Annotated in this window: 1 protein-coding gene; it reads left to right on the plus strand. The window is 26.9% G+C overall.

The window, feature by feature from the left end:
* Positions 1-181 precede the first annotated feature (181 nt).
* Positions 182-925 (plus strand): proline--tRNA ligase (gene proS / locus IE124_RS36245; RefSeq protein ID WP_189513911.1); only part of this gene is annotated, 744 nt, incomplete at its 3' end.

The following is a 925-nucleotide window of genomic DNA, read 5'->3' on the forward strand; positions in this document are numbered from 1 at the left end:
CCCGTTGATTAGTTTTATTTATTTTTACTTCTCCATATATAATTATTCAACATTACGTGTTATACTCATTACAAGTATAATTAAATCTGATATTCGTTGTAAAGTATGTTTTACACTTTATAACCACTTCCCGTTGGGTTGCTTGTGGTAATATTAAATTTATGTAAAGTGGATACATTATATGCGAGCTAGTAAATTATTGATTTTAACATTAAAAGAAATCCCATCAAAAGCTGAAATTATTAGTCATAAATTAATGTTACGGGCCGGTATGATTAGACGGTTAGTTTCTGGAATTTATACTTGGTTGCCTATTGGTATTAGAGTTTTAAAAAAATTTAAAAATATAATACGTCATGAAATGGAATTAATTGGAGCTAATGAAGTACTTATGTCATCTCTACAACCTCTAGAATTATGGAAAGAATCTAAACGTTATGATAATTATGGTCCAGAATTATTAAAATTTAAAGATCGTAATAAAAGAGAATTATGTTTTGGTCCAACTAATGAAGAAGTTATTACGGATTTAATACGTCGCGAAATTCATTCGTATAAGCAATTACCATTAATATTATATCAAATTAAAACTAAATTTCGTGATGAAATTAGACCCAGGTTTGGTTTAATAAGGGCACGTGAATTCATTATGAAAGATGCTTATTCTTTTCATATTAATAATAAATGTTTAGATAATACATATAAAAATATGTATAATGCTTACAATCGTATTTTTAAACGTTGTAATGTTGATTACCGCTCAGTAAACGCAGAGAATGGTTCAATAGGTGGGTTTTGTTCTCATGAAATTCATATTTTAGCTACTTCAGGAGAAGATAAGTTAGTTTTATCTAATAAATCTAAGTATGCTGCAAATCTTGAAATTGCTGAAGCGTTATTAAAAAATAAAAAAAATTATATAAAA

The sequence above is a fragment of the Streptomyces narbonensis genome (assembly GCF_014649015.1).
GTDB lineage: Bacteria > Actinomycetota > Actinomycetes > Streptomycetales > Streptomycetaceae > Streptomyces > Streptomyces narbonensis.